19 protein-coding genes are annotated in these 21,426 nt (G+C 41.9%); 12 read left to right on the top strand and 7 right to left on the bottom strand.

Annotated elements, in window-relative coordinates; translation table 11 throughout:
* Positions 1 to 106: 106 nt before the first annotated feature.
* A complete protein-coding gene (locus tag NSQ50_RS22140) occupies positions 107 to 682 on the top strand; it encodes a dihydrofolate reductase family protein (RefSeq protein WP_038572611.1) in 576 nt (191 codons plus the stop codon).
* Positions 683 to 823: 141 nt separating this feature from the next.
* On the opposite strand, the gene NSQ50_RS22135 is transcribed toward NSQ50_RS22140, so the two are convergent.
* The gene (locus NSQ50_RS22135) at positions 824 to 1,021 is read right to left on the bottom strand and encodes a hypothetical protein (protein WP_036683067.1); all 198 of its coding nucleotides are present in this window, start codon (positions 1,019 to 1,021) and stop codon (positions 824 to 826) included.
* A 186-nt stretch (positions 1,022 to 1,207) separates the two neighbouring features.
* Between NSQ50_RS22135 and NSQ50_RS22130 the strand changes: the two genes are divergently transcribed.
* From NSQ50_RS22130 to NSQ50_RS22115, 4 genes are all read left to right on the top strand, one after another.
* Positions 1,208 to 1,558, top strand: coding sequence for an MmcQ/YjbR family DNA-binding protein (locus tag NSQ50_RS22130; protein ID WP_036683066.1), 351 nt, complete (start codon positions 1,208 to 1,210; stop codon positions 1,556 to 1,558).
* A 77-nt stretch (positions 1,559 to 1,635) separates the two neighbouring features.
* Positions 1,636 to 1,827 carry a hypothetical protein gene (locus NSQ50_RS22125; RefSeq protein ID WP_036683062.1) on the top strand — a complete coding sequence of 64 codons (192 nt, stop codon included), beginning with the start codon at positions 1,636 to 1,638 and terminating at the stop codon, positions 1,825 to 1,827.
* Between the two features lie 244 nt (positions 1,828 to 2,071).
* Entirely contained in the window at positions 2,072 to 2,836 is a 765-nt protein-coding gene (locus NSQ50_RS22120) for a GNAT family N-acetyltransferase (protein ID WP_176462640.1), read from the top strand.
* A gap of 172 nt (positions 2,837 to 3,008) precedes the next feature.
* The gene (locus NSQ50_RS22115; protein ID WP_076098609.1) at positions 3,009 to 4,148 is read left to right on the top strand and encodes a 5-methyltetrahydropteroyltriglutamate--homocysteine S-methyltransferase; all 1,140 of its coding nucleotides are present in this window, start codon (positions 3,009 to 3,011) and stop codon (positions 4,146 to 4,148) included.
* 446 nt (positions 4,149 to 4,594) lie between these two features.
* Here the strand turns inward: NSQ50_RS22115 and NSQ50_RS22110 are convergent, their stop codons facing one another.
* The 3 genes from NSQ50_RS22110 to NSQ50_RS22100 all read right to left on the bottom strand — a co-directional run bounded on the left by NSQ50_RS22110 (position 4,595) and on the right by NSQ50_RS22100 (position 7,796).
* The gene (locus tag NSQ50_RS22110) at positions 4,595 to 5,536 is read right to left on the bottom strand and encodes an NAD(P)H-binding protein (protein WP_076223589.1); all 942 of its coding nucleotides are present in this window, start codon (positions 5,534 to 5,536) and stop codon (positions 4,595 to 4,597) included.
* Between the two features lie 78 nt (positions 5,537 to 5,614).
* The gene (locus tag NSQ50_RS22105; protein ID WP_036683054.1) at positions 5,615 to 6,514 is read right to left on the bottom strand and encodes a LysR family transcriptional regulator; all 900 of its coding nucleotides are present in this window, start codon (positions 6,512 to 6,514) and stop codon (positions 5,615 to 5,617) included.
* Positions 6,515 to 6,605: 91 nt separating this feature from the next.
* Positions 6,606 to 7,796, bottom strand: a complete 1,191-nt coding sequence (locus tag NSQ50_RS22100) for a coenzyme F420-0:L-glutamate ligase (protein WP_038572605.1) — start codon at positions 7,794 to 7,796, stop codon at positions 6,606 to 6,608.
* Positions 7,797 to 7,943: 147 nt separating this feature from the next.
* Here NSQ50_RS22100 and NSQ50_RS22095 point away from each other — a divergent pair, with 147 nt between their 5' ends.
* The 3 genes from NSQ50_RS22095 (at position 7,944) to NSQ50_RS22085 (ending at position 10,685) form a co-directional block, all read left to right on the top strand.
* The gene (locus tag NSQ50_RS22095; protein WP_076148253.1) at positions 7,944 to 9,140 is read left to right on the top strand and encodes a macrolide family glycosyltransferase; all 1,197 of its coding nucleotides are present in this window, start codon (positions 7,944 to 7,946) and stop codon (positions 9,138 to 9,140) included.
* Positions 9,137 to 10,084 (top strand): helix-turn-helix transcriptional regulator, encoded by a 948-nt coding sequence (locus NSQ50_RS22090; protein WP_076223587.1) that lies wholly within the window; start codon positions 9,137 to 9,139, stop codon positions 10,082 to 10,084. The genes NSQ50_RS22095 and NSQ50_RS22090 overlap by 4 nt, the downstream gene beginning before the upstream one ends.
* 67 nt (positions 10,085 to 10,151) lie before the next feature.
* On the top strand, positions 10,152 to 10,685 hold the full coding sequence (locus tag NSQ50_RS22085; RefSeq protein ID WP_076223622.1) for a DinB family protein: 534 nt from the start codon (positions 10,152 to 10,154) through the stop codon (positions 10,683 to 10,685).
* Positions 10,686 to 10,777: 92 nt separating this feature from the next.
* Here the strand turns inward: NSQ50_RS22085 and NSQ50_RS22080 are convergent, their stop codons facing one another.
* On the bottom strand, positions 10,778 to 12,394 hold the full coding sequence (locus NSQ50_RS22080; protein WP_076098610.1) for a response regulator transcription factor: 1,617 nt from the start codon (positions 12,392 to 12,394) through the stop codon (positions 10,778 to 10,780).
* A 4-nt stretch (positions 12,395 to 12,398) separates the two neighbouring features.
* Entirely contained in the window at positions 12,399 to 14,138 is a 1,740-nt protein-coding gene (locus tag NSQ50_RS22075) for a cache domain-containing sensor histidine kinase (RefSeq protein ID WP_036683043.1), read from the bottom strand.
* Between the two features lie 347 nt (positions 14,139 to 14,485).
* Between NSQ50_RS22075 and NSQ50_RS22070 the strand changes: the two genes are divergently transcribed.
* The 4 genes from NSQ50_RS22070 to gnpA all read left to right on the top strand — a co-directional run bounded on the left by NSQ50_RS22070 (position 14,486) and on the right by gnpA (position 20,043).
* Positions 14,486 to 15,961, top strand: a complete 1,476-nt coding sequence (locus tag NSQ50_RS22070; RefSeq protein WP_036683041.1) for a carbohydrate ABC transporter substrate-binding protein — start codon at positions 14,486 to 14,488, stop codon at positions 15,959 to 15,961.
* 90 nt (positions 15,962 to 16,051) lie between these two features.
* On the top strand, positions 16,052 to 16,993 hold the full coding sequence (locus NSQ50_RS22065) for a carbohydrate ABC transporter permease (protein ID WP_235219487.1): 942 nt from the start codon (positions 16,052 to 16,054) through the stop codon (positions 16,991 to 16,993).
* 9 nt (positions 16,994 to 17,002) lie between these two features.
* Positions 17,003 to 17,857: a carbohydrate ABC transporter permease gene (locus tag NSQ50_RS22060; protein WP_051491266.1), complete on the top strand. Its 855-nt coding sequence runs from the start codon at positions 17,003 to 17,005 to the stop codon at positions 17,855 to 17,857.
* Positions 17,858 to 17,883: 26 nt separating this feature from the next.
* Positions 17,884 to 20,043 (top strand): 1,3-beta-galactosyl-N-acetylhexosamine phosphorylase, encoded by a 2,160-nt coding sequence (gene gnpA, locus NSQ50_RS22055; protein ID WP_218641099.1) that lies wholly within the window; start codon positions 17,884 to 17,886, stop codon positions 20,041 to 20,043.
* Between the two features lie 469 nt (positions 20,044 to 20,512).
* On the opposite strand, the gene NSQ50_RS22050 is transcribed toward gnpA, so the two are convergent.
* Positions 20,513 to 21,418: an AraC family transcriptional regulator gene (locus NSQ50_RS22050; protein WP_076223582.1), complete on the bottom strand. Its 906-nt coding sequence runs from the start codon at positions 21,416 to 21,418 to the stop codon at positions 20,513 to 20,515.
* Positions 21,419 to 21,426 lie beyond the last annotated feature (8 nt).

The following is a 21,426-nucleotide window of genomic DNA, read 5'->3' as shown; positions in this document are numbered from 1 at the left end:
GAGCGTTTGAGATTAGCAATCCATAAAAAACAACCCAAGTTGAATTCTGCTAAAATGTAGTTAATGTCTAATGTAGATATCCCTCATGAACAAAGGAGAACTGAAAATGAGAAAACTCGTTCTATTTCTTCACGCATCGCTTGACGGTTTTGTAGAAGGGCCGAATGGTGAAATGGACATTGGCTGGGTTTCCTACGATGCTGATTTGGAGAACCATGCGAAAGAAATTCTGAGTACTGCCGACACTGTCATTTGGGGACGTGGGACTTATCAGATGATGCACAGTTACTGGCCATCTGTCCCTTCGAACCCATCAGCTTCGCAGCATGAACGGAATCATGCCGAGTGGATCGAAAAGACAGCTAAGATCGTTTTTTCCACGACGCTGGAGAAAGTCGAATGGAATAATTCCAGACTCGTGAAAGAAGCTGTCGAGGAAGAGATCAATAACCTCAAACAGCAGCCCGGCAAGGATATGGTCATCCTCGGCAGTCCTAGATTCGCACACCACCTTATGCAGCTTGATTTAATTGATGAGTATAAAATTACGGTTTCTCCCGTCCTGATCGGTAAGGGATTGCCATTATTCCAAGGTCTCAAGGAGAAGAGAAATCTTAAGCTAATCGAAAACAAGACCTTTGATTCTGGAGCCATAGGTCTCGTTTACCAGACGGTAAGATGACCTTGTCACTTAAGGTGATTACGCTCACGAGGAACGTTATTGGAACGACAACAGCGGCAGTCTAAGACTTTATTTATCAAGTCTTGGTCCGCCGCTGCTTGTTTTAATGGATCCAGTCTAATACTTTATTTTTACCAAACACTAATCAGATGTTGGTTCTTTCATAAACCATGAAATATGGGTGCATCGCTTACAAATAAGGATGGCAGCGTTTTTGTTCGCCCAGTCAAAGCCTAAAAATGATGCGCCGCTTGTGTTAAGCAGTTTATAATCCAGATCAAAGGTATCGTTTTGACAGCAAGGACAGGTTATTGGTGCGCCTGCAGCACTGTATCTCATTATAAAAACCTCCTGTAGATTTGTATATTACTTTAACGTATTTAAGGTTATTCAGGTTTCGTGCACTTGAAAGGATTACTCACGAGTTCATTTTGCCAAGGGCAAGAGTGTTAGGTTTATTTCAGTTATAATATTTGATATAAGGTATACAGGATTCGTTTTAATGAAGAAGGTGAGGGACTGATTTTGACCCATAATATTATCGAATACTGTTTACAAAAGAATGGAGCAACAAAGGATTTTCCTTTCGGCTTCGATCCAATGGTGATCAAAATTGCCGGTAAAATGTTCGCGCTTATATTTGAGAATAAGGGGAATTATGCTTACATAAATCTAAAATGTGATCCGGTGATTGCAGGGAACTTGCGAGAGCAGCATGAGAGCGTTCGGCCAGGATACCACATGAACAAAAAACACTGGAATACGATTGTTTTGGATGGCTCCTTACCAGAGTCGGATATCTATTTAATGATTGATCATTCTTACGATATGGTTGTCAAAAATCTCCCTAAGAGCCTCCGACAAACGATATATTGAAGGTGGCATTAAGTTGTCGTTAAAATGGCAATGAACTGGTATAATATGGTTTATATTCATGGGAAGGAGTTGTATTTATGTCTGACTTTTTTAATTCAGGACCTAATCCCAATTTGTCGGACCCTGCAGGCCATAAAGCAAACCATGATGTAAATGCGCAAAAATATCATACTGAAGGCGTTCCAGGATTCTGGAGTGAGGTAACCAATCTGTTGATCGTTGTGGCTATAATTGCTATCATTTTTTTAGTTATAAGGTTTGTTTTATGATTACCCTGGTTTAGAGTGAAGACATTGACTTTTAGGAGGCGGTTCCATTGGTAACTATCATTAGGTGGACAGAATTTAGAAGGATAACGCCTACTCGTCCATAAACTGCGTATTTCCTTCTTAATGAGGGTACTAGATGCAAGAATATAAAATTAGTACAATGAAAGACTATTCAAAGCAATCGATTGATCAAATCCGCATATTAGAACATCTTTGCAAGACGTCCGACAGATCAAGTTTGAGGGTGGGTATAGAAAGCCTTAAGGAGATAGACGGAGATGAGGCATTCTTGTGCCAGATCGATAACCAATTAGTCGGATTTCTCAGTTGGTATACTTCGGATGGCATCGAAGCTAATATTAACGGAATGGTTCACCCGGACTTTCGTCGCCAAGGTGTATTCCACGACTTACTGAAAAGTGCCGCATCAGATATGCAAATGCAAGGCATACAAACTTGCCGTTTTAGGATACCTTCTAATTCTGAATCAGGGATGGATTATATACGGTATTTAGGGGCAAGTGCTGCACCGTCTGAATTCCTCATGGTTTTTAATCGGGCACAAATCGCTGGATCAAGCCACTCCGGTTTAGCTGTGCGATTAGAAGAAGATCAGGATTTAGAGTTCATGGTTAAATGTTCATCACAAGCTTTTGGTGATTCAGAGTCCTGGACTAGGAATTATTTAACTCGTACAAGAGAACCGGCACGGATTACTTACATTGCTGTGGACAACATGATTCCGGTTGGGATGATCAGAGTCAATTATTTAGATACAAATACAGCGGTTATACATGATTTTTGTGTGCTTCCTTCGTGTCAAGGCAGAGGATACGGACGTGAAATTCTTTCAGAGGTAGTTAAAATCTTGCGAGATCAGAGGGATTTCCAGATTCGTCTTGGCGTGGTCACTCAAAATAGAAAGGCATTATCCCTCTATCAGTCGATTGGGTTTGAGGTGACTGCGGAGTCTAATTACTATGTAATATCCGTCGATATGATTTATTAAGAAAGAGGCGCTACTCATGCGCCTCTTCTTTTTTTATCATGCCCTTCTAATTATCACGCTGAATCTAGCTATAGTTAATACTTATAACCTGTCATAGCTCATTGGTAGATCGGTTTAGTCAGTCGGTTATGCTATATTTATTCTAATAATTTGTTTACGAGGAGATTAATATATGAGCATTCAAACCGTACCCCAAAAACGAACCGTTACTCCATTTCGATATGATATCGTGGGCAGCTTCCTGCGCCCCCAAGCGTTGAAAGATGCTAGATTAAAATTCAAGAATGGTGAAATTACTGCCGAGCAGTTGAAGGAAGTAGAGAACGACGAAATCGTTAAGCTCGTGCAGAAACAAAAAGAGGTGGGTCTTCAAGCAGTAACCGATGGCGAATTCCGCCGCTCTTGGTGGCACCTCGACTTCTTCTGGGGACTTGACGGTGTAGATCGGACAATTATTGACCAAGGTTACCAATTTAACGGTGCAGAGTCCAGACCAGAAACAGCCCGACTGACCGGGAAAATAAGCTACAGCAGCCATCCTTTTGTTTCGCATTATGAATTTTTAAAAGGTGCTGCTGGTGAGGACGTTGTTGCGCGTCAATCGATTCCTGCGGCTGCACAATTCCTGTTCGAGCTAGATCGGGCGGAAAACAAGGAAAGCACAAATGAATTATACCCGAATCGCGAAGAGCTTATCTCGGATATTGCCAAAGCATACAAAGCATCGATTCTGGCCTTCTATGCAGCGGGCTGCCGCAGTATTCAGATCGACGATTGTACGTGGGGAGCGCTTTGCGACGAACAGTTTATAGCATTTATGAATCAGATTGGCGTGAACGTAGCTGAATATGCAAGCGAACTTGCAAAATTGAATGAGGAAGTTGTAACTGGTCTGCCGGAAGACCTTGTTGTAACGACCCATGTATGCCGGGGCAATTATGTTTCGACTTATGCTGGAGTAGGTGGAGGCTACGAGCCTATCGCGCAAACGCTTCTTAATATCAATAACTACTCGGGTTATTATCTGGAGTTTGATACCGAACGTGCAGGTGACTTCAAGCCATTGCGTTTCTTGAAAGACAATCAGCAGGTTGTGTTAGGTCTGTTCTCATCCAAATTTGGTGAGCTTGAAAGCAAGGAAGATATTCTGAAGCGTATTGAGGAAGCGAAGCAATACGTTGATCTAAACCGGATTTGCCTTAGCCCGCAATGTGGCTTTGCTTCTACGGAAGAAGGCAACCACCTGACAGAAGAGCAGCAATGGCGTAAGCTTGCTTATATTAAAGAAATTGCTGAAGAGATCTGGAACTAACTTTAATTAAAAAGTAGACAGAGATAAAGATAAAGCACCTTTAGCCATTCGGATGTTTATCCGTACGGTTAAAGGTGTATTTTGTTCTACAGTGAGCATACCGATATACTTGGCGAGTTCTATCTATACCGTGACGGAGGATTAGGGAAAACCTCCCTAATAAAAGCCGATAATTGCTCTAAATGAATGAAATTAGGGAATAACTCCCTAAAAACAGAGCAATATCAAGATTTACCATCAAATCAGTCGAATTTCAGGGAGAAATTCCCTGATTATTAGTCTGATGACCAGAATCCTCTGGTAATAAGGGAGGAATTCCCTAATTATCTCCAGGGCGAGCATATGATTGAGCTTTACGGAGTTTTTTTGCCAAGCTCAGTATAAAAGAAATCACCCCCGTTTAATAAACGGGGGTGATTTAGCCTAAGAAGTAAGAGTGTCAGCTTTTAATTGTCTTTAGAGTGTCTTTCGCCAACCTGGAATTCATCGGCATGTTCAAACATATATTTCACGGTCAGAGGGTCATGACCAGTAAGTTGTTTGAAGTCGTCTGTATAAACATCCATTTTTCCTTCACGAATAGCTTGTCCGAAAGTAACCATACCTTCTGAAGAAAAGGGTGCTTCGGAGCCTTCTTTAAATGCACCGTCGGTGGTTCTAGGCACGCCCATTGCTTCGAATACGGCATAATTTTCTTCATCCGTGTTTTCTTTGTAGGTGATATGATTGCCCGTTACTTCATTACCAATCTTAATGAAATCGGTAATTGTCATCAATTCAAGTCCGTTGATATTTAGAATCGCTTCCTGATAATTATTGGAGGCTAGGGCATACGCAACGGCTTTTGCGCAATCCTTCCGCGAGATATAAGCCATTTTACCGTCACCTTGATTGTTTGTTAATACCCCGTCACCCTTCACATACGTGAAGTAATTGGTAATCATGGCTTCCGCGTATTGGGAATTCCGAAGGAAGATATAATCTAGCCCAACGCTTTGAATATAACGTTCGGTATACACATGGTCGATTTTTTCTACGCTTGGATTGCTTTCATCGGCTGCGTTTACTAGAGAAGTATAAATGATCTGTTTGACTCCAGCTTCTTTGGCAGCATCGACCACATGTTTTTGTGCATTTTGGCGTTTTTCTCCAACAAAAGGCATGGAGATTAGAGCGAGTTTATCGGCATGAGCAAAAGCTTCGGCAAGGCCGTCCTTGTTATTAAAGTTGGTCACATGTGTTTCAATCCCTTGTTCCGCATATTCTTTCAAACATGCTGGATCGTAAGCGCAAAAAATGATTTGGTCTTTATCTATCAGCTCCAACAAATATTCCGCAGCTTGCTTCCCTAGATTTCCATCGACACCAGTCAACAATAATTTACCCATGATCGTTGTCACTCCTTGTTGAAATGAATTATACCCTTATAGTATGTGAAAAAAGTAACATAGTCTAACGCATAAAACTTATGGTCGATTGCTAAATCCAATTTGGATTTGTTGCAGGAAGGAAGGCAAGGCCGGGTTTGTATTATTTTTGAGATAACCTGCTTCGATTGCAAAGGTATGGTGTGAATCATCTAAGGGAATTAGCCGGACTTCATCTTGAAGATAAGCGAGCTGATAGTTATCCGGGAAAAAGCCAATCAAATTCTCCGTGATGATATAAAACAATTCTGTCTCCACATCGTCTGCGGTTCGAAGAATGTTCGGCTGATAGCCGTCTTCAATTGCATGCTGGATCATTAGATGATAAGAGTTTCCAATAGCTGTTGGATTCAGCATGACTAGTGGATGTTCATATAACTCCTCTTTGGCGATCGATTCATGATGAAACAGGGGATGGTGGTGACTCACAGCCGCACAATAACGTCCCTTATACAAGGGATAGGTTACAATGTCCTCTTTTCCTTGAAACTCGGAATCAAAGGCAATAGCCACGTCGTAAATCCCTTTTTGCAAGTATTCTGCAATATCTTTTAGCAATACTTTATTCAGTTCCAGCTTAATATTCGGATGATGATCCTGAAACGAGGGAATCAATTTCAACAAACTTTGGATATCCGTCATCGCCGCATATTCGATACTCAAGGATTGCGTATTATACTTTTGAAAGTTTTCCATGCTCATCTTCATATGGTTATATTGCTTCCAGAGGATGAGGGCTTCGCCATAGAAAAGCCATCCGGCTTTGGTTGGCTCAATAGGGATCTGCTTTCTGTCAATCAATTGAATGTTGAATTCCTCTTCAAGCGCGGCGATTTGTTGGCTAATGGTGGTCTGCGATACATAGTTCTTTTTAGCTGTTTCCGTAAAATTTCTGCATTCCACGAGATCTATAAAATATTTAATCCTTCTTATGTTCATAGTATCCTCCGCATGCCGCTGTTTGCTTTTATTATAACCCAGAAAGTAAAAAAGAGAGCCTCGTTTAGAGACTCCCTTTGTTGTACTACTCTTATTTTGTGTAGTTATCGAAATAACCTTGGATATAAATCATTGGTGTTCCTTTATCGCCACTACCAGAAGTCAAATCAGATAATGATCCAATCAGGTCAGTTAATCTACGAGGTGTAGTCCCTTGGGCTTCCATCGCACCAACTAGATCATCATTTTTATTCTGGATGTATTTAGAAATAGCTTGTTTTAACTCTTCACCACGAAGATGAGAGAAGTTGTTATCGGCCAAGTATTTCAATTTTACTTCATTTGGTGTTCCATCAAGTCCGGCGGTGTAAGCAGGGGAGACAACTGGATCTGCCAGCTCCCAGATTTTTCCGACTGGATCTTTGAATGCTCCATCGCCATAAACCATAACTTCTACAGTTTTACCTGTCATTTCTTTGATTTTTGCTTGGATACCATCCACGATAGGCTGGCAGTTATTTGGAAATAGCTTTACACTTTCTTCTGTTGCTTTATTTGATCCTAGCAGACCATAGGCTTCGTTAAAGCCGCTGCCATCGATTGATTGTGTAAGAATATCATCCAAGCCAAATACTTTTTCAGCACCGTTGTTTGTGAGAATACGTTTGGTTCTGAAGCGAGTGTGAATATCGCAAGTTAATACATTTTTTGTATAGTTTAAAATGGTTTTTGGGTTGTTGGAGAAGATGACTTCACAAGCCACACCTTCAGCTTCAATTAAACCTTTATAATATTCAATATAGTCAACCCCTGTGAATGGGTGCTTAATATAGCCGAAAAACTCACGGAACTGAGCTTCTGTTAATACATCCGTCCATGGATTGATACCTTTAGCATCTAGTTCGTCGATGTCTACAAGGTGGTTGCCTACTTCATCAGCTGGATAGCTTAACATTAGGACTACTTTTTGTGCCCCTTTGGCAATACCGCGTAAGCAGTTAGCAAACCGGTTACGGCTAAGGATTGGAAAAATAACACCTACGGTTTCTTCGCCGAATTTCCCCTTTATATCAGCAGCAATATTGTCAATCGTCGCATAGTTTCCTTGTGCCCGAGCAACAATGGATTCAGTTACGGTCACAATGTCACGATCTTCGATCGAAAAACCCTCGACTGTTGCTGCATTCAATACCGTCTGAACTACGATTTCTTCAATGTTATCCCCATTGTTAATGATAGGTCCGCGAAGTCCACGTACAACTGTTCCAACTACTCTTTCCAATATGATCTCTCCTCTAATAAGGGTATACTCTATATTATTAAAATGGTTTTAAAGCCTATATTACTATACCCTTTTAGAGCGATATAAGTAAAATTAATGTTTATAATATCTAATATAAAAATGATTTATAGTTAAGGAGGATTACAATTGGCGCGTGTGTTATTTATTAATGGTGGATCAGAGGGACATATCAATCCCACGATTGGCGTTGTGGAAGAGCTTATTTCGCGTGGCGAAGAGGTAGTGTACTTTTGTATAGAAGCTTACAGAGAGCGTATGGAAATGACGGGGGCTACAGTACGAACATTTGACGATCAGAAATTTATACAAGCTTTTATCTCAGGTGGAAGAAATTATGTACTGGAAAGAATCAACGGCCTTTTACTTACGGCAGATATAGTTATTCCAAGCGTTCTTGAACAGATCAAAGGGGAGCATTTTGATTACATCATCCATGATTCTATGTTTGGTTGTGGACGTTTGCTAGCTCAAATTCTTAAGCTTCCGGCCATTAGCTCCTGTACTTCTTTTGCGCAGACAAAAGCAGCATTCGATGACATGTTAGAACGATTTTATACTACAGTCCCTGCAGAAGTAACTAATCCTATAAAGGATAAATTCCAAAGCTTGACGCAAATGGTGAAGGGCAAATATGATGTGGACATCCAATCCCCTTATGAAGTGTTTTGTAATCCTGCCCCACTTACTATCGTTTATACAACTAGGGAGTTTCAACCTGAGGGAGAAGCTTTTGACCCGTCTTATATCTTTGTAGGACCCTCCATCTCTTCACGATTAGCTCCAGAAAAATTCGATCTCATGGCAATTAAGGGGAAAAGTCTAATTTACATTTCACTCGGCACAGTTTTTAACCAAGCCATTGAATACTATAAACTTTGTTTTGAAGCATTGGGGAACACGGAGCACACTATTGTGATGTCAATTGGAGATAAAGTCCAAATCACTGATTTAGGGGAAATTCCGCAAAACTTTTTCGTGAAAAATTATGTTCCACAAACGGATATACTGCAATACACAAAGTTATTTATTACACATGGTGGAATGAACAGTATCAATGAAGGGCTTTATTACAGGGTTCCGCTAATTGTAATTCCACAAAGTGCGGATCAGCCAATAATTGCGAAGCAAGTCGTCCATGTCGGAGCAGGCATTAAGTTACAAATGCAAAGTTTAACTGCAAATCACCTACGAGAAGCCGTAGATCATGTATTAAGCGATTTATCTTATAAAAAAGCTGTCTCCAATATCAGTGAATCGTTTCGGAACTCGGGTGGGTATCGACGAGCTGTTGATGAGATTGTTCGGGGAGGGGGAGTCGTATGAACAAAATGGACCGGTTGTTAGCTATAGTGCTTGAACTGCAGCGTAACAAAATGTTGCGGGCGGAGGATTTGGCTGCTAGGTTTGAAACGAGCGTAAGAACGATCTATCGGGATATTCAGGCACTGAGTGAAGCGGGCGTATCCATTATAGGAGCGCCAGGGCAGGGTTACTCCTTAATCGAGGGGTATTTCCTGCCACCCGTTAGTTTCACGCTGGATGAAGCAGTGACATTGCTTATCGGAACTGATTTTATCGAGCAGCGGTTTGATGCACACTATGGTAATAAGGCTAGAAGTTCTAAAGCAAAGATAGAAGCTATCCTGCCGGAAGCCATCCGCAGTGAAGCATCACAGATTCGCAAAAGTTTTCGTTTATTTGCATCCGTAGAAGATATAGCACCCATACAAGAGAAGGCATGTTTGGAAGCCATTCGTGGAGCGATATTGGAGGGAAGGAAAATAAGATTTCGTTATTCCAAAAGAATCGCCGAAGCCGATGGGAACCGTCAAAGTGTTCGTACGGTTGCTCCTTATGGACTTGTGCTTCATCACGGGTCATGGGTACTCATCGCCTGTTGTGAATTGCGTCAAGACATCCGTCATTTCCGGTTATCCCGAATGAGGGAGCTTATTAATCTGGAAGATGAATTTATACTGCCAGCAGATTTTCATCTGGAGGTATACCAACCTCCTGATGATCGCAACGTTCATGTGCTTATCTTAGTCCAAGCTGACATAGCCGATAAGGTAAGGGAATCAAATAATTTCTATATGGAAACTATTGAGGAGCATGCGGAGGGGTTACTTGTTACTTTTCGCGTTCGCGAGCCAGGGGAATTGCTGCAATGGGTGCTTGGCTGGGGAGGCGGTATGGTTGTGCTGGAGCCCGAATCTTTCCGTGATCAGGTTAGAAATGAAATAGAAATAATGTTAAAACGCTACTGACATAACGCTGTCAGTAGCGTTTTTGTATACTTGGACCATCAATGACTACAGGAGCTGATATATGATGATTACAACAAAAGAAGCCTTACAACGATTTGAAGAAACTGCGACATACTATATTCAAGAATTGGAGCGATTCAATCTGGAGCAGCTGAAGCAAAAGCCGAGTGAAAACGAGTGGTCCATCGGACAGATGTTTCAGCATCACATTAACTCGGCGCTGTATATGCAGCTTCGTAATATTGATCAATGCCTTGTGCTCGACCAAGATCCCTTAGTAGCTCATGTGGGGAAAACTGAGGATGGTGCGGCTATATTTGCGCAAGGAAGCTTTCCGCCCATTCGTATTCAGGTTCCGCCTTCCGCCCAATATACGCCGGAGCAGCCGGAGAGCAAAGAACAATTAATTCAAGGGTTACGTACAGTCATCCAAAGAATGAGAGAGATCGAACCCTCTCTTGAGAAAGCATCCAAACAAAATACCGTTTCTCACCCGCGATTCGGTGGATTATGCGCGGAGGAATGGTTCCTACTTATTGAAATGCACTATCGTCATCATCTTCTGCAGCTGGAGCGGTTAAACAAAAGAATTGTTGTTTAATTCCATATTTGCACCTAAAGAAGGGTTCATTCAGGTTGTGAAAGGATCATAAAATCAGGAACCGCATTCCAATAAAAAGAGTTGGAATGGTCTTAATTTCCTGAACCAAGCGTGGCCTGAACGTGATTCTTATATTCACTAGGATTAACACCAAAGTGTTTTTTGAATAACCGGGTGAAATAAAATTGATCGTGTATACCGATTTGCGTGGAAATTTCTTTAATGTACGGATTCCCTTTAAGTATTAAATCTGCGGCTTTTTCCATTTTCACAGTATTAATGTAGTGAATGATGCTTTGCCCCACTTCTTCTTTGAAGATTCTGGACAGATAGTTCTCACTTAAGTTGACATGCTTGGCAATCAGAGATAAGGTCAGCTTCTTCTGATAATGTGTGTTGATATAGTCAATCGCTTGTTTAACATCTCTATTGTGTGTAGTTACGATCTGTTGCTTTTGATGGGAGAATAATTGGAACACAAGCTCCATTATAGATAGAACGTCAGTGGTACGTTTACTGCTGGCGATATTTTCTATATAGTTCTTCAAAAGCTTTGGATCCTCGACAATGAGATGGGCATCGCATAAGGGAAGATAATGCAGACAATTTACAATGAACTTTTTGGTTTCAGCAGGATTAATTTGCTTGGATTTACAGATGTCAAGAAATTGCTGAGTTGCTTGAGTAACGGCTTCAACCCCTGAAAGCTTCCAGTTCTGAATTAATTGCGTTGAGAAATCATGTACATCCTCGAAGTCCAGCGTATCCTTTAAATGGACATCCTTTGGATCTATAATCGTTATTTCGTTGTAAAATTGAATTAGCAAGGATTCTTTACATCGTTCTAGGGTTCGTTTTGCTTCAGCATATCCCCGTACAGGATCAGAAAAAACAATGGTAGGGGTGATAGAAATATACATTTTGATTAACCGAATGACCCTCTGGATAAAGTCTGTGCGGATAATTTGATGATCGTCTAAGGTATCACAGGAGATTAGAAGCAGCAGCCCATTAGATTCAAGCTGAATAATTTCCAACTGATCTACGGTCTCCAAGATATCTAAGATGATGTTTTCAATAAAGGATACGGAGATGTGATTTTGTCTTTCGTTATGGGTGGCGTTATTCTGCTCAAAAGTAATGTAGAATAAATAACAGCTGCTTTCGCTGAAAGCGAACGTTATAGCATCATGCTGCTCAAGCTGCCGCACATCGTAATAAGGATCGGTGAAATAATCTTTTAGAAGCGCATTTTTCACACTTTTTAAATTGTGCTGCAATAACTGAGTTTGGGTCTCCTGCTGCTGCCTAGATTGAAGCTGCTCTTGAATTAGCTTCGTAGATTTCTCCAGCAAATAGATCAGATCCCCTGTTTTCATACTAATCTTCAGCATATAATCTATAGCACCAAGCACTAAGGCTTCACGAACTAACTCATACTCCCCGTGGTTGCTGGCCACCAGAATTTTTCCTGCAAACCCTCTGTTATTCAGTTCTTTTATCAGCTGTAAACCATCCATATTAGGCATTTTGAGATCTGTAATGATGATATGGGGATTAAACTTGTCTACAAGTGTTAAGGCTTCAACTCCGTCAGAGGCAGTAGCACAGATCATGTATCCAAGCTCTTCCCATGGAATCATGGTTCTGAGCGCAACTTTAACAATCGGTTCGTCATCCACTAGCATTACATTATACATAGGATACATAGTATCACCCCTTAAGTTCGTATGTTTGTATAGGGATAATCAGGCGGCAGCAGGTTCCATGACCCATTGAGCTTGTGATGAACAGCCCGTAACTCTCACCGTATTGAAGTTTAATGCGATCGGCCACATTTGAAATTCCGATACCCGACAGATTGTCAGCCTTTTCTGATTTGGTGGTGTCAAACCCTTTTCCGTTATCGATGATTTCAATAATAAGGGTATATTCATTTTTTGCGTATACCTTAATTTGGATTAGAACTTTTCCTCCTATATCTGTAACCCCATGAAGAATCGCGTTCTCTGCGATCGGCTGTAGGATGAGCTTGGGGATCATGCTCTGTAATAAAGACTCATCCAAGTCATATTCAATGTCAAACCTGTCGGCATAACGTATTTTTTGAATGGCAAAATAATGATCCAGATTGTTCAGCTCCTGCTTGATGGTGATTTGCTCATCTTGATCGATAATGGTACTACGCAGCAATTCAGCTAGTGAGGAGATGCCGTCGCTAAGGACGGGAACCTGGTTAATCATCGCCAGCCATCGTAAGGAGTTAAGTGTATTAAAAAGAAAGTGAGGATTAATTTGCGATTGCAGCATTTGCAATTCGAGCGAACGTCTTCTTTTCAGATCTTTCTTTTGATCCTTCATCAGCTGTTCCATTCTACTGACCATGCTGTTAATTCTATTGGCCAACACGCCCATTTCATCGTTGCTGTGATCTTCGATCCGACTCGATAGATCACCATAAAAAATTTGGTTGCAGAAGACGATGATTTGTTTGATTGGTTTCAGGATGCTTTTATACAATACGATAATAATTAGAATACACACGACTACAATGATGCTGACAACAATAAGTAGTCCAGTGGTGATTTTACTTGTCTCTGAATTGATATAAGAGAAGGGGACGGTAGAAATCATGTACCAGCCTAATTGATTATTGTTAATATAAGAGATTTGCTGCATTTTTCCATTGACCATGCCTTGGAAGGAATGGTTTTTCTTTGCCTCTTGTGTCTTGATTTGCTTAAAAAGCTCATCTTTATAATAGGGTTCTCCTAGCGGAGTATCCTTTTGATTCGAGGACATTACTTTTCCCTCCCTATTCATAATAAGGAGACTGGAACCTGTACCTAAATCCACACTGGAAAGAATGACTTTTGAAAATAACTCCCCACCAATAAAAACAAACACATGACCTAAGGGAACGCCAATGTCATCTTGATCAAAAATTTTCCGGCCCAGGACAATGGTATTGTAAGCGCGATAGCTTTTTACGTAGTTAAGACTGTCATAAGGGGCATTCAGCTCTACTTGTTTCATAATTTCTTCATACTTAGGATTGGGGATGCCGTCGTAGCCTAATTCATAGATAGGTTGGTTCTTGGCGTCGATGACCCGAACGTTCTGGACATATCCGGGGTAGATGGTTCTATATAAATTGTCCATGGCATGATTAATGGCAGCATTGCTAGGAGCGGGTTCATTTGGTGCTGCCGATAAACGCTCCTGAATAATACTATTGGTAGAAACAGAGCCTGCAAGATATTGATAGTTGTTAAGTTCACTTAACATCGTTCGATTAAGCAGCGTTAAAGCCTGAAATGTGGATTTACTTAATTTATTGTTAATGGATTTGGAGTAAATGGTGTAGGAGTAGAAACCTATAAAGATGATTGGGATCACAGAAACGATTAAGAAAATGACGGTTAAGCGATTTTGAATTTTAACCTTGCGCATGATTTGCGGAGGATTAGGAAAATGCAGCTTCCCTTTACGTCGACTCAGGTGGATGACCTCCCATTCACTATCTTTTACTTACAAGTTAACATAAAAAGAACAATGGAATATATATGCAGCGGCGAAAAGTGAGAATAATCTATGGAATGGATAATATTATCCATTCCGTTAACGGCTAAGTTTACAGGTTATGTGACCCTGATGAATAAGCTTATACGAGCTCGCATTGGAAGATGGATAAGATAATACATAGGTAGGTTTGTATTGTAAATGTAAATATAGCGTAAATCCTTCTATACTTAGATTATTAAAAAAGCGTTTACAAGAATATCTTAAGGAGGGCGTTTATGAAAAAGACTATGAGTACATTATTAGCAGTAATGCTGCTAGGTGTGGGGTTGCTCGGCTGCGGGAACAGCAATAATAAACCTGCTGCCTCTAATGAATCGGATTCAACGAAAGCTGCGAGCACAGCGCAAGCTACAAGTACAACGAACGCCGAGAATACTAAAGAAGAACCTGCTAAAGATTTTGATAACAAGGAACTTAGTATTGCTGTATTCCAAGGGGGATATGGTGCGGATTATTGGAATGAAATTGTCAGCAAATTCGAAAGTACTTATCCAGGTGTGAAAGTGAACATGACGATTAATCCAAAAGTTGGTGAAGTAATCCGGCCGCAGATTGTTGCGGGTAATCCTCCCGACTTCCTGTCTGTTACAGATACAGAGCAAAGTGGCATCGTGCTTTCATTAATTAAAGAAAAAGGACTGCTAGATATCAGCGATGTATTTGAAAGCAAAGCGCTTGATAAAGAGGAGACACTTAAGGACATGATTCTTCCGGGGATGCTGGACAGTACAAGATTTCAGCCTTATCAAGATGGAAAGACGTATCTCGCACCTTTTAATGCTGGACCGATGGGCTTGATTTACAATAAAACACTGTTCGCAGAAAAAGGCTGGAGTGTTCCTGAGACTTGGGAGGAGTTCTTTGCTTTAGGTGATGAGCTGAACAAAGAGGAGAACTACCTGGTTAATGCAGATGGAACTAAAACGAAGCGGGCTTTATTCACTTATCAAGGCATCTATCCGGATTATTTGGAGGAAATTCTCTACCCGGCCATTGCCAGTGCGGGGGGGAAAGAAACGCTGGATAAAGTCTTTGCATATGAAGAAGGTTCATTTAAGAACGACACGATCAAAAAAGTACTGGATATTTTCTATAAAATCTCTAAAGACGGTTATCTGATGGACGGCACGGTTGCCTTGAACCATACACAGTCGCAGACCGATATGATGATGGGTAAAGCTTTGTTTATCGTAAACGGCAACTGGATGGAAAATGAAATGAAGGATTCACCTAGAGAAAATGGGTTTGAATTTGGGATGACAACAGTACCTGTGTTCAATAAAGGTGATCAGAAGTATGTGCTTTCCAGCTACGAGCAATTCTCCATCCCTGCTAAGGCTAAAAATCCTGAGCTCGCTAAGGAATTCTTGAAGTTCCTATATACCGATGAGTCTGTGAAACTATTCGCGGAAAAAGCGAATGGGGCGTATGCGCTTAACGATGCGAAGGAGCTGTCTAAGCCATTTTTAACTAAAGGTGTCTATGACATGTTTGAGGCTTATAATGGTTCCATTTCTATTCTACAGGGCTGGCAATCGTTACCGAAGGGTTCCAAGGTTAGTGTAGTCACTGAAATGTTCAAGAATACGGTCACACCAGTGATGACAGGCCAGATGACCACGGATCAATGGATGGATAATGTGGAAAAAGCTTTTGCACAGATTCGTAAAGAGAAAGCAGCTAGTAAATAATCTATAGTATCTCATGCAAATGCATCCTGTTAGGAATGGATAAGGTTATCTATGAACGGGATGCATTTTGTATGAAGAGGAGTGAGAAAGATGTCTGAAATGCAGCTGGCAGAAGTAGCTCCTAGACAGAGAAAATCAAAGATTAGGACAGCGAAAACCAGAAATCCTAAGCTATTCATAGCGGTATGCACGATTCCTACGCTCTTGTTAACCCTCGTATTTATGATTATTCCAACCTTTCGGGCATTTTTTATGTCTTTTACGGATGCCACCGGGATGAGTGATGAGAACAAGTTTATCTTTTTGGATAACTATAAATATATGTTTCAAGATGAGATGTTCCTCAAAGCTCTGAGCAATACATTTAAACTGATGCTGGTTGTGCCAGTAATTACATTGATTTTTGGGCTGGTGCTTGCTTTTCTATTAACGCAGACGAAGCTGAAGGAAAGAGGATTTTACCGAACCGTATTCTTTTTCCCTAGTATCATCTCTTTGACGGTAGTCGGAATTATCTGGTCCTTTGTGTTTCATCCCAACATGGGCATTTTGAATAATATTCTGGAGAGCATCGGATTAGATCAACTGAGCAGACCTTGGCTTGGAGATAGCCGAACAGCATTGTGGTGTGTAGCCGTTACACTGATCTGGCAAGCGGTTGGTTATTATATGGTCATGTATATCGCTGCGATTGACGGGATTTCTGCGGATGTGTTTGAATCGGCGACTATTGATGGTGCGGGATATTTCCGGAAGCTTACCAGCATTACGATCCCTCTGCTAAAAGATATTATTGGCATTACGTTTGTGTTGTCCCTGGCAGGTACGATCAATTTAAGTTTTATAGTTGTAACTGTAATGACTGGCGGTGGTCCGGCAGGTGGAACTACTGTTTTACTCCACTACATGTACACGCAAGCTTTCCAAAATGCGAACTTTGGTTATGCCATGGCTATTGCTATTTTTACGCTGGTGTTCGCCTTTGTGCTTTCTTTTCTGTCCAGACTACTTACAAATCGAGCAGAAGGGTAGGGGAGAAGGATGACGAGCAATCAACAGAGTCTTATAAAAATGAATATTGCCAACTGGATCACGCGGCTGTTTCTGATTGTAGCCACCATTGTTTTGTTATATCCGTTTGTATGGAATCTCTTAGCTTCATTTAAAAGCAATACGGAATTTCTAACCGACCCCTTCTCCTTACCACAAGCCTTACACTTTGATAACTATGTACGCGCTTTTCAGAAATCCAAGATGGGGAGTTATTTCCTGAACTCTATCTTTCTTGTGGTGTTATCCACGGCGATTCTAGTTATTTTTGTGGTTCCTATGGCTTATGTCTTAACGAGATTTAAGTTTTGGGGCTCCAAACTAATCCTTAACCTTTATATGGCCTGTATTTTTCTGCAAGCCTCCTACATTATGGTTCCTCTATTTCTTCAGGTGAATTCGTTCGGGATGTTGGACAATCGCGGGATGCTCAGTTTAATCTATGCTGTTCTGCAGTTTCCCTTTGCCATCTTTGTATTAAGTGGATTTCTGCGGTCCATCCCTAGAGATTATGAAGAAGCCGCTAAGATTGACGGTTGTGGCAACACGGGAGTGCTCGTCAGAATTGTTGCGCCGCTTGCTAAACCGGGTATTGTGACGGTCTGTATGCTGGCAGCGATGGGCTTTTGGAATGAGTATCCGCTGGCGTTGGTCTTAATTCAAAGTGATAGCAAAAAAACATTGCCAGTAGGTTTAGCCAATCTTTTTGAGGTTCAACGTTATGCTACAGATTGGAGTGCACTTTTTGCCGCGCTGATCCTAGTGCTGATTCCAACGATTCTTTTATATGTGATAGGACAAAAGCAATTGCTCCAAGGAATAAGCGCAGGCGGGATTAAGGGCTGAACAACAAAGACATGGAGGGAAGTTACGTGGACAAAGGAAGATTTACACTGCCTGGTGAAACAGGGATGGAAGAGGTCATAGGTGATCTCGTCGAAAGATGGGGTGTAGATGCCGTACGTGACAGTGATGGCACGAATCTATCACAGGACATTCTCGACATGGGTCTGCAAATTTATTCAACGCTTTGTCTCGTCCGTGAGGACAACGAGTGGGCGAAGCAGCATCCGCAATATAGACAGCAGATCTATCTGATGACTGCTCCAGTAATAGTAACTTCAAAGGTGAAGACTATCGATATTATGGCTGATTTTTTTGCCGATCAATTTATTCCTAACACAGATGTGGATATAAAAAAATATTGGCAGGTTGTAAACCGGACTACAGGAGAAGTATTACCTTCTGAATGTTGGAGTTATGCAGAGGGGATTGTCACATTTGAGCAGGCGGTACAATTTCACAAATATACGGTCAGTTTCTTGGCCTACCAGAAATGGGAGCCGGTCTCCATGTACAACCACATCACGAATGATTGGGATGAGGAGCATCGTTTACCGTTGGATATTCGTTATCCCGAGGCTCAAAAACATGTATTGAGGGTGCTGGAAGATTGGCTGAAGAAACATCCCAAGACAGATATCGTACGTTTTACTACCTTCTTTTATAATTTTGATTTGATTTTTAACAAGGAAGGTAAGGAGAAACAAGTGAATTGGTTTGGCTATCTCAGTTGTGTAAGTCCACTTGCGTTAGAGCAATTCGAACAAGCTTATGGGTACCGATTGACTGCAGAAGATTTTGTGGATCAGGGGCGATATAACACACCATTTAAGAACCCGACCCAAAGATATCTGGACTGGATGGACTTCAATCAGAAATTCATCGCAGGTTATGCCAAACAATGTGTAGATATGGTGCATGATTTCGGGAAGAAAGCGATTATGTTTTTTGGGGATCACTGGGCGGGCACAGAGCCTTATGGCAAATATTTTCCGGAGATCGGGCTCGACGCAGTGGTTGGGGCAGTAGGAGATGGCGTTACAACCCGTATGATTGCGGATATACCTATTAAGGATACCGAGGCACGTTTCTATCCTTATTTCTTTCCAGATGTCTTTTTTGAAGGGGGAGACCCTGTCGGAGAGTCCATGCCGATCTGGATCAAATGCCGGCGTGCGCTCATGCGCAAACCAGTTGGCAGGATGGGGTATGGCGGATATTTAAGTCTAGCGCATCAATTCCCGGATTTTATAGATCATGTGACAGAGATTGCAACGCAGTTCAAAGGGATTCATGCCAATGCAGAAGGGACACAGCCTTTTAAAGCTCCTTTTAAAGTGGCGGTTCTGAATACTTGGGGCTCCCTTCGAAGCTGGCAGACACATCAAGTGGCTCATTCATTATGGAATCAAAGATGTTACTCCTACATAGGGGCATTAGAGTCACTGGCAGGCTTGCCGTTCGACATTGAGTTTATAAGCTTTGATGACATCAGGTTAAGTGGGATTGATCCTAGTATCGGTGTGATTATTAACGCGGGTGATGTCCATACCTCTTGGAGCGGTGGAGATCAATGGAGCGATCCGCAAGTTGTGGCAACACTTCGTGAGTGGGTGGATCAAGGGGGCGGTTTTATTGGGATTGGTGATCCATCAGCTTATGAACATCAAGGGGTTCTTTTTCAACTAGCGGATATTCTAGGTGTTCAGAAGGAGATTGGATTTACAGCAAGCATCAATAAGCCCAAGGTAACGCCTGTGCAGGATCATTTCATAACGGAAGATCTGGAAGGTGAGATCGATTATGGTGAAGGGATGACCATGGTTTATCAAGCGGAGGCCGGAGCAGAAATATTGGATGTGCACCAAGGCAGCTGCAATCTTGCCGTGAATTCATTTGGTCAGGGTCGGGGCGTTTATATCGCTGGACTTCCGTACAGTATTCAGAATACCAGACTACTCAGCCGAGCGATCTTTTGGGCTGCACATCAAGAGGAGCAGTTGTATTCATGGTTCTCAGTGAATCCGAATGTTGAATGTCATGCGTATCCTGAGACGGGTCGATATTGTGCCGTAAATAACACTTCCGAGATCCAAAAGACGACGATCCTGATGGACAATGCCGTGATCCAAGAAATAGAGTTGGGTGGGATGGAAAGTGTGTGGTTTCAATTTGAGATCACACATTAGGAGTCAGCCGTAACTACGGCGAATAATTAGACTTCCGGCCGCTGTTATCTCCAACTTTCCTGAATTGTACCGCTTCGATGGAGTGATTGGGGAATTTCTCCCTGAAATTCCGGGATTTTTGGTCATCAGACTAATAATCAGGGAAAATCTCCCTAAAGTTTAGCTGATTTGATAGCAATTATAGAAATTCCTCTTATTATTAGGGAGGAATTCCCTGATTTCGTTCATTTAGAGCGAATATTGATTATTTTCAGGGAGTTTTTCCCTAATTAGTTTTAGAGCCGTCCCCGCATACTGCATTAACGCAGAAAACACGAACGTTCGCCGCCCCGCATATTGCACATCTCACCGTACAATGTATATTGTTTATCGGCCCCCACAGGTATCATACAAAGCAGATGATCCATCCCCCTCAATGTTTTTGGCAGGTTTTTCTCACTTGGATTGAGATATTCTGGGGTTTCCGTATCTAGAGTATCCGGGACAACTTGCGATAAGCCCGCGGAGAAATCCCCTCATTCGCGGTAAATACCCTGCTGAAATAATGGATATCAGGATAACCAACGTTATCACCGACCTGTTCAATCGGCCAATCCGTTTCGCGCAGCAGCTTGCGTGCTTCCCGATGCCGGATGGAACGGAGATATTCACCAGGAGGCATGCCAGCCACCTCACGAAATAGCTTGGAGAAATGGTCTTCATGCATATTCATGGCACCAGCCATGGATTTATTGCTCCAGCGGTCTGCTAGCTTTGAATCCATCTCATCGATTAAAGCTCTGATCCGCCCGGTATGGACGGAAGATTTGGCAGCATTCCGGGAGCTTTGTGTTCGGAGCAGCGAGGTTAGAACGCCGAGCAGTAACCCCCGACAGACCCATTCATAACCGGCAGGCCGCATCGTAAATTCATGCACGAGCTGTTCCATCGCATGAATACATTCGGGTGGCGGGGTATAAATGGGCTCCTGTGACAATGGCATAAAAGGAGCGGTCACAGCTTCCAAGGCAAACTTCTCGGCCATAACCTCCTCCTCATTGACCAGCATGTCTTCATCGCTTGTAATAATCGATTCCCCAAAAAAATCAAAATGGATCCCAATGAGTTTGGTTTCCGAATCTGACACAATCGCATTCTGATGATATACCCCGGAAGAAAGGAATATCAGTTGTCCTGAATTCAGGATATATTCCTCCGTATCCATTTTTGTTGATAATTTCCCCTGGCGAACATATAGCAGCTCGAAATCATACAATCTTCTTCTTGGAAAGAGGCAAGGTGAGAGGGTTTGGAATTGTGCGTAGTGAATGCCAGGTGACCACTCCCGGGAAGGGACCTGTTTTCTCAGGGGATAACGGGGTTCTTTTTCAGCCACGAATAAAC

The organism is Paenibacillus sp. FSL R10-2788 (assembly GCF_038003885.1).
GTDB classification, from domain to species: domain Bacteria; phylum Bacillota; class Bacilli; order Paenibacillales; family Paenibacillaceae; genus Paenibacillus_AQ; species Paenibacillus_AQ odorifer.
Note: the sequence above shows the minus strand (reverse complement) of the source record. Positions and strands in the feature narration are given on the sequence as shown.